Annotated in this window: 9 protein-coding genes; all 9 read right to left on the bottom strand. The window is 43.9% G+C overall.

The genetic code is table 11. The annotated features are described in order from the left end of the window. Window positions 1-89: 89 nt before the first annotated feature. Entirely contained in the window at window positions 90-422 is a 333-nt protein-coding gene (locus Q4567_RS21975) for a hypothetical protein (RefSeq protein WP_303502447.1), read from the bottom strand. A 116-nt stretch (window positions 423-538) separates the two neighbouring features. Further along, window positions 539-1,123, bottom strand: a complete 585-nt coding sequence (locus Q4567_RS21970; RefSeq protein ID WP_303502445.1) for a DJ-1/PfpI family protein — start codon at window positions 1,121-1,123, stop codon at window positions 539-541. Window positions 1,124-1,240: 117 nt separating this feature from the next. Further along, window positions 1,241-1,693, bottom strand: a complete 453-nt coding sequence (locus Q4567_RS21965) for a hypothetical protein (protein ID WP_216049450.1) — start codon at window positions 1,691-1,693, stop codon at window positions 1,241-1,243. Window positions 1,694-1,843: 150 nt separating this feature from the next. After that, window positions 1,844-2,569, bottom strand: a complete 726-nt coding sequence (locus tag Q4567_RS21960) for an ABC transporter ATP-binding protein (protein WP_303502442.1) — start codon at window positions 2,567-2,569, stop codon at window positions 1,844-1,846. Further along, window positions 2,562-3,773 carry an ABC transporter permease gene (locus Q4567_RS21955; RefSeq protein ID WP_216049448.1) on the bottom strand — a complete coding sequence of 404 codons (1,212 nt, stop codon included), beginning with the start codon at window positions 3,771-3,773 and terminating at the stop codon, window positions 2,562-2,564. The genes Q4567_RS21960 and Q4567_RS21955 overlap by 8 nt, the downstream gene beginning before the upstream one ends. After that, complete coding sequence (locus Q4567_RS21950) at window positions 3,770-4,936, bottom strand: efflux RND transporter periplasmic adaptor subunit (RefSeq protein WP_303502441.1); 1,167 nt, start codon at window positions 4,934-4,936, stop codon at window positions 3,770-3,772. The genes Q4567_RS21955 and Q4567_RS21950 overlap by 4 nt, the downstream gene beginning before the upstream one ends. 384 nt (window positions 4,937-5,320) lie before the next feature. Then, on the bottom strand, window positions 5,321-5,830 hold the full coding sequence (locus tag Q4567_RS21945) for a TlpA disulfide reductase family protein (RefSeq protein ID WP_216049446.1): 510 nt from the start codon (window positions 5,828-5,830) through the stop codon (window positions 5,321-5,323). 397 nt (window positions 5,831-6,227) lie between these two features. After that, complete coding sequence (locus Q4567_RS21940; RefSeq protein ID WP_303502439.1) at window positions 6,228-6,608, bottom strand: VOC family protein; 381 nt, start codon at window positions 6,606-6,608, stop codon at window positions 6,228-6,230. Between the two features lie 132 nt (window positions 6,609-6,740). Beyond that, the gene (locus Q4567_RS21935) at window positions 6,741-6,992 is read right to left on the bottom strand and encodes a superinfection immunity protein (protein ID WP_216049444.1); all 252 of its coding nucleotides are present in this window, start codon (window positions 6,990-6,992) and stop codon (window positions 6,741-6,743) included. Window positions 6,993-7,310 lie beyond the last annotated feature (318 nt).

Below are 7,310 nucleotides of genomic sequence, written 5' to 3'. Positions count from 1 at the left end.
TAACTAACCATCCATGGTTGTTGAGTAACTGTAAGCCTAGAACATCTAGAAAAAATTACCAAATAATCATGGATGTCATGTTAATTTTGTTAACCACATTTAATTTTCTTTTCGCCAATATGATAAACGTTATTAACGAGGACATATGTACCTGAAATAATTGCTGATGTTGGAATAGATAGTATTGCAAATATTTCATCATTCCATTGGTAAAAGCTAGTATCACCATCAGTCAAGTTCACTAATTTTAATATTTTTCTATCTGTTGATAGCGCACATTGATACTTTTCTGAATGGTCTATTTCAGGCAAAACTACACAACTGGTTAGAATAAGAGCAAGAAATAACATGAATATTTTGTTTAGCATCAAATTCTCATTTTTATAAAAATCATTAAGTAACTTCTTGTTTGCTAACGCCAACTTAAGCGCCCGCTAACAGCTCTTGTGGAATATCCGTCCCAAGTTAATCTGAAAGAATCTGCAGCCTGAGTTGTTCCCCTAAACAATCATGGGTGTCTTGATAATTCCATGGGTGTCTAAATAATTTTACGCCAGTCAAATTCCATTTGCCTCGCGGTTTTCTCTGCCAAATCTAAACTAGCAAATTTTGAAACTAAGTGAAGGGTCATATCAATGCCAGCGGAAATACCACCAGATGTTACCACCTTGCCTTCATCTACCCACCGTTGATTTTCGATAACGGTTAGGTCTGAATATGAGCTCCGAAGATCTTCAATATCTTCCCAGTGAGTGGTTACTTTGAGATTGGATAACAATCCGGCCTCCGCAAGAATAAAGGCTCCGGTACAAACAGACGCTACCGTTTTGGCGCTCTTTGACGTAGTAGAAACCCAATCAATAACCTTCGATTTTAGTAACTCCTGGGTGTGAATGCCGCCAACAACTATCAGTACGTCAATTTCAGGATGATGGCTAAAACAATAATGCGGATTAACCTTAAATCCGCCTCTAGCCTTAACAGTGCGACTTTCCTCGGCTACTAAAAACACGTTAAACAACCCTTCTGGATTAGATAACCTGTTGGCAGTTGAAAACACTTCAAAAGGACCAGAAAAATCTAGTACTTCAGCATCATCGTAAATGTAGATTCCAACATTCAATGCATAATCCCCCATGACTCATTGCCGCCGGTTAAATTGTGTAGAAAGCTCGCTCTGGCTTTTGTTCCGCAAAAAACATGACTACTTTAGAATCAAGTTTAAAGCGCTTGTATGGATTTATAGTTTTTTGTAGTAAACGTCAATTTTGTGCTCAATCGCTTTAAAGTCACTCTCTAACTTACGAAAACATACTTCTCTGGTTTCTTTTTCTTCGTAGTCTTTGCCTGAAACTTTTGTTGTTGTGAGCGCACTAGAAGTCGCGCAGAACCCCGTATTATCAATTAGACGAATACTGGTATTCTCAAATGTAGAGCGAGGGGTAGAATTCGGTTTATTCATTTTTTTCATCAACCCAATCATCTGCTTTCCTGTAACTTTACGACTGTCTTTACCCATACCCGGAATATGCATAGTTTGAACAATTTCATATTGCTCAGTTATCCAATCAGAATATTTCTCAGCATCATTGCTCATAAAATCTGACTCAAACGCAAAATAAATAGATTTGAGTTCATCATTTGCTAGAGCGTTACAACTTACGATAATTAGCAAGGTTATTAAATACTTCAATCTTTACTCCTTTAAAACTAGTGCCTTACACTAACCGTTCATCAAATGTTTGGCGAATTGTTAGTCCGAATACATACAGTTGATAAGTGACATTGTGAAGCGCAATTGCGGTTTGCAATTCAAATATATAATTTATTTCAACTTATTAGCTCAAACACGGCCACCGGTGTCACTAGCGATCCTGCCGTCTTCGAGGGTTATTATGCGGTCGCATTGAGCAGACAGTTTCGCATCATGTGTTACCAAAAGCACCGCGCAGCCAAATTTCTGATTGAACATGCGAAATAAGGCGAAGACCTCGTCTGCGCTTTTGCTGTCGAGATTACCTGTGGGTTCGTCTGCCAGTAACAGGGCAGGTTGGGTCACCAGTGCCCTAGCTACAGCTACACGCTGTTGCTGACCGCCAGATAGCTGATCAGGTTTGCGTTCGGCGTAAGCGGCTAGGCCCACTTCGGCGAGGAGACTATGACCAAGCTCGCGCTGCTCGGCGCTAGGCTTTCCATGGGTGACCATCAGCGGCATGAGGACGTTCTCGAGCGCCGTGAAAGCCTGAATGAGATGGTGGAACTGAAATACAAATCCGATCACGCTGCTGCGCAAAGTGGTGCGACGACTGTCATCACTGGTGCGGGTGGCTTCGCCCAACACCTCGATCTCGCCAGCGGTTGGGGTATCCAATAGACCAATCAAATTGAGCAAGGTACTTTTACCTGAACCGGAAGTTCCAATCAGCGCGGCGAAGTCGCTGCGCTGAAGACTAAGATCAAGCCCGTGCAACACTTCTACCTCAGTCGGCAAACCTAAGTTGTAACTCTTCCTCAACCCTTTTAGACGCAACACCTCTTGGCGCTGATTAAAGGTGCCGACGTCAGACATGACGAATAGCCTCCACCGGATCGAGGTGCGCGGCACGGTGCGCCGGAATGGAGGCTGAAATGACTCCGGTTAAGGTTGCCAGCATGCTCGCGGCCACCAGCAGGCTGAGATCGACCGGAATGAAAAACAATCGCGGCCCGAACGTGTTAAAAATCCAGACCAACAGATAACCGCTAATGCCGCCCAGTAGTGAGCCAAACAGCCCGAACAGTGCGCCCTGAATAAGGAACACAAGCAACATTTGTGTACGTGTGATACCAATGGCGCGCAAGATGCCAATCTCGCGAGTACGCTGAACAACGCTTACCGAGAGCACGCTAGCAATTCCCAGCGCCACGCTCAACGCCACAAACATACTGATCATATTTGTCGACAAGCTTTGACTCTGCAGTGCATTCAGCAACTGCGCATTGGTCTCCATCCAGCTTTCAACTTTCTGACCGGTCAGTCGGCTTATGCGCGTCGCCGTAATGTCTGCACGAAAAATATCTATGACAGTCATATCGATTACGGTTGCCGCTCCGGGCAGATTTAGCAGCGACTGCGCCTGACTCATATCTAGGTAAACATACCGCGCATCAAGGTCACGAACACCCAACTCAAAAATTCCGGCGATACTCAACACGCTGTCGCCGCCTTGCCCAGTCTGCAACCTTAACTTGTCGCCGGCACTAACACCTAGTTCGATGGCCAGTTGCTTGCCAATCACTGTTTTGCCAGCACCCACTTCGAAAACCCCTTCAATGATGTCTTCGCTGATGGGCAGAATCCGCTGGTAGCGCTCGCTGTCTATGCCGACCAGTGCCACCGATTCAAGGGCTTCACCGCGACGAGCAAATGCTGGCCCGGAAATAATCGGAGACACTGCCGTTACCTCTGGCAATGTGTCCAATACATCACGCAATTGCAACCAGTTGTTTATCGAACGCAGTCGTTGCGCTCGCTTGCTTTCCAATACCAATTGCACGCTGTCATCAGATAGTGGCAGAATCTGGTTTACCTCATCGGGAGCCGACAATCTGATATGCGACTGTGTACCCAAGGTGCGATCAATGATGTTGTCTTGCAACCCGGTGATCAGTGCGTTGATAAACACGATAACCGCAACGCCAACCCCAATGCCGATAAGAATTAAAGCACTTTGTGAACGACCTTCTCGCAAAAACCTAATAGCGATTGTCGATTCGGTCCATATGCCTGTCATTCGAACTTAACCGGTGTTTCGCGAGCGGTAGATGCATCGGTTTCCTTGGTAAGCGGCATTACATCATCTTCACGAGCACGCACCCGACTGCCATCCACCAGCGACGGGTCTATATTTGCAACAATCAGATCGTCGTTTGCCAATCCACTGGTAATCTCGGTTCGCCCCATTCCGCGCAAACCAAGCGTCACTTTTGTGCGTTGCAAGCGACCGTTTGTGACTTTCCAAACGTATGCCGAACTGCCATTAATGTCATCAAGCACATCGTTAGGCACGACAAGGGCGCTCTCGCGACGGCCGGTTTCAATATTGGCTGTGACAGTCATGTCTTGACGCAGAAAGTCAGGAATCGCTGCCAATTGTAAACGGATATCAACACTGCCACGCTGTGGATCCACCGCTGGCGAGATAAAACTCAAGGTAGCCGAAAACGGACTATCCGGATAGGCATCCGTTACACACAGGGCAGGTTGTCCCAGACGCAAAGCCGAGAGATTCCTTTCATCCACCGGCACCAGCAGTTCGGTTTGGCCAGCACGGGCAATCTCAAACAGCACGCGACCTGGCTGCACTACGTCGCCAGGTTCAGCATTACGAGTTAACACAGTACCGCTCACTTGGGCACGCACTATTGTTTTTTCCAGTGCTGCGCGTGCAGCCGCTAGGCGCTCGGCAGCAGCAACATCGCTAGGATAACCAGCAGTCAGCATTTCTGCAGCAAGCTTGGCTTGTTCAAGTGCTGCACGTGCCTCAGTTTCCTGTTCAACCGCCTGTTCAACGGCTTCATGGGCAATTAGCTTACGCTCTAGTAAATCCCTTCGACGCTGCGCTTCGCGCCTGAACTGCTCGTACCGCGCCTCAGCCCGTTTCAAAGTGACATCGGCCTGTGGTTTACTCGATTCACGCAGTTCAGCAAGGGCGGCTTTTGCTTCACCGACGCGAGCAAGTTGTTCATTGTCTTGTAACACCGCCAGTACGTCGCCAGCTAGGACCTCGTCACCTTCACGAACAAAACGCTCAGCGATCACGCCTGAGATTTGTGCCCCCACTTGCGCCCGCGATCCCGACGTAACCCGCCCGGTAGCAACGACAGTCTGCACCAATGGCTGACTTTGGATACGATATACAGCCAACTCAGGCCCCTGTAATTTGTGCACCATCATCCATGCGCCCAACACAACGATGACAACAAGCAAAATGAGGTAAGCAGTTCGCCTGCCTGTAAGCTTCATTGTAATCTCTGAACCAAAAGCACAGAACAACACCCTTTACTGGTAGTCTGCTGAATACGGTACTGAAGGAAGCTAACTAGCCAAGCTGGCTCACCTTGAGCTCGGAGGGCCATCAATCGCCAAGCGTTCCATAAGGACAAAGATGAGAACAGGCCCCTTAGTTGGAGCACACTAGTTGATTGCTGGTGACCTAGCTTTGCTATCTCGGCAATAAACTGTTTTGTTGCGAATTTATCAGTCATTCATATTCCGGTATTGGCGCCTAATCCCTTCTTAAATGGGGTAAAAAAGCTGTTTCTGTTTTTGGTGGCAATTTTAAACCGCTAGCGAGCTTGAAAGTTGCTGGTTTAGCACTTCAACAATTTTATCTATAGACGCATCACCATAACCTATTTCATGAAAAACAAGCTCTCCATTTTTGCCTACGATAAATAAGTTAGGAATTGCTTCAACACCAAATTTCTTACCTATGGCACCTCGTTTATCATGAGTTAACGTTAAGTTTAGTGAAGAAAGTAACTTTTTAACCTTGTTATATTTTTTACGATCTTCCTTAAAATTAACGGCTATCACTTTGACTTTATCTATACCCACTTTATTTTGAATATTTTCTAAGATTGGAAGCTCCTTGATACAAGGTGAACACCAAGATGCCCAAAAAGATATAACCACAATTTTACCTTTATGATCCTTCAAGCTAACAATGTCACCATTGTTATCTTTACCCAAAAAATCTGGTGGGATATCCCCCAACTCTAATACTGTTTTAGCATTAATATTTAGAGAAAAAACAACGATTAATAGTAAGATTATTCGACTGAACATTATTACGACTCCCTTCAAACTAACGTCCGAAATTACTGCATCAACTTGACTATCGAGGCCTTACTGTAACAAGCCATTAGTACTGTATCATTGATTAAAATTATTACCCTAGACTAAACCAAACCGCCAGAAAATAACAATTTTTGATGAAGGCTACACTTAACTGGTTTTGATAGAAAAATTAGATATATAAATATTTGAAATTAATAAAGTCGTTACTCAATTGTGGGAAAAAGCAGTGGTTAAATCGTAGAACTAAGGAAAATTTCTATGTTTACGCTAAACACAGACTTTAAAGGCCTGTGCGCAATAACGCCGCGATAAGTGCACAAATATAGCTGGTTATAATGTTGAACGATGTGAAAACAACCAACTTTATTTCGGTTTGAAGTGCTAGTTAGCCGCGCTTATCAACTCTCCATGGTGGATTGAGTCTATTCTCACCAGCCCAGTATAGTTTGATTTTATTACCTGATGGATCGTGCAGTATTGCTTCACGCCATAAATAACTTTGATCTGTTGGTTGTTGATCAATCTTGATACCAACAGCTTTTAAATCTGATACCCATTGATCTAAATCTTCATGTTCAAAATAAATTACTGCACCATTTAAAAAATCACCTGTTTCTAATGAAAGTGAAAAAGTTGAATTTCCGTCGGTGCATTCGAACCGGGCATAATGGGGAGTATCTACAATTTGAGTAAACCCTAGTTTTAAATAAAACTCGGTGGCTTCATCCATGTGTTTAACTGGCAATGTAACTTGATTAAGATTCACGGGACTTCCTTGTGCAATTAACACTAAGCTAACGGGTAAAAATTCTCTGTTAGAATTTCGACACCCCACAGTATTTTCGGTCCAAGCGGTTCGCGCTGCGAACTACGAGGTCAGCAGTTTGTATCCTCTTCACTAATTCTCAGCATTCACTTTATTCGCGTACTTACCAAAAACTTTACCCGTTGTTGCCCAAACCATTACGCCGCCCCATGCTATGACAGAAAAACCGGCAGGAATACAGGCAAGCAATATGTATTTAAAATGCTTTCGGTTGAAAGCTAGAGCAAGCATTGCAGGAAGAAACCAGAGAATAAAGACTCCAATCAATATTAATCCCATAAATACATAGTTGTCACTTGCCAAAATATTATCAATATATTCCATTCTTACTCTCCCCCTAAAATTACCTTTTCTAGATTTATGAAATTGACATCAATATCTGAAATTCAAAGTTACTAGTCTTCTTTCTAAGGGATTTATTACAAAATAAACTGAGATATTTTAGACGCTCGGGGAGATTGAGACATAAGGCTCAACATATTCGGATTTAAAAACGCTTTACCATGATGCACTTGAATGTATTTTTTATTTAGACACCCATAACATGAAAATAGCCAATGCAGCAGAATCAACCCGCACAACCTGAGGCTGGCATTCTCATTATTTGCTTTAAAAGTATGATATTTGAAATTTTTAGGGATA

Source organism: Aliiglaciecola sp. 2_MG-2023, from assembly GCF_030548145.1.
GTDB classification, from domain to species: Bacteria; Pseudomonadota; Gammaproteobacteria; order Enterobacterales; family Alteromonadaceae; genus Aliiglaciecola; species Aliiglaciecola lipolytica_A.
The sequence above is the reverse complement of the archived record's forward strand: the minus strand, read 5'-3'. Positions and strand labels throughout refer to the sequence as shown.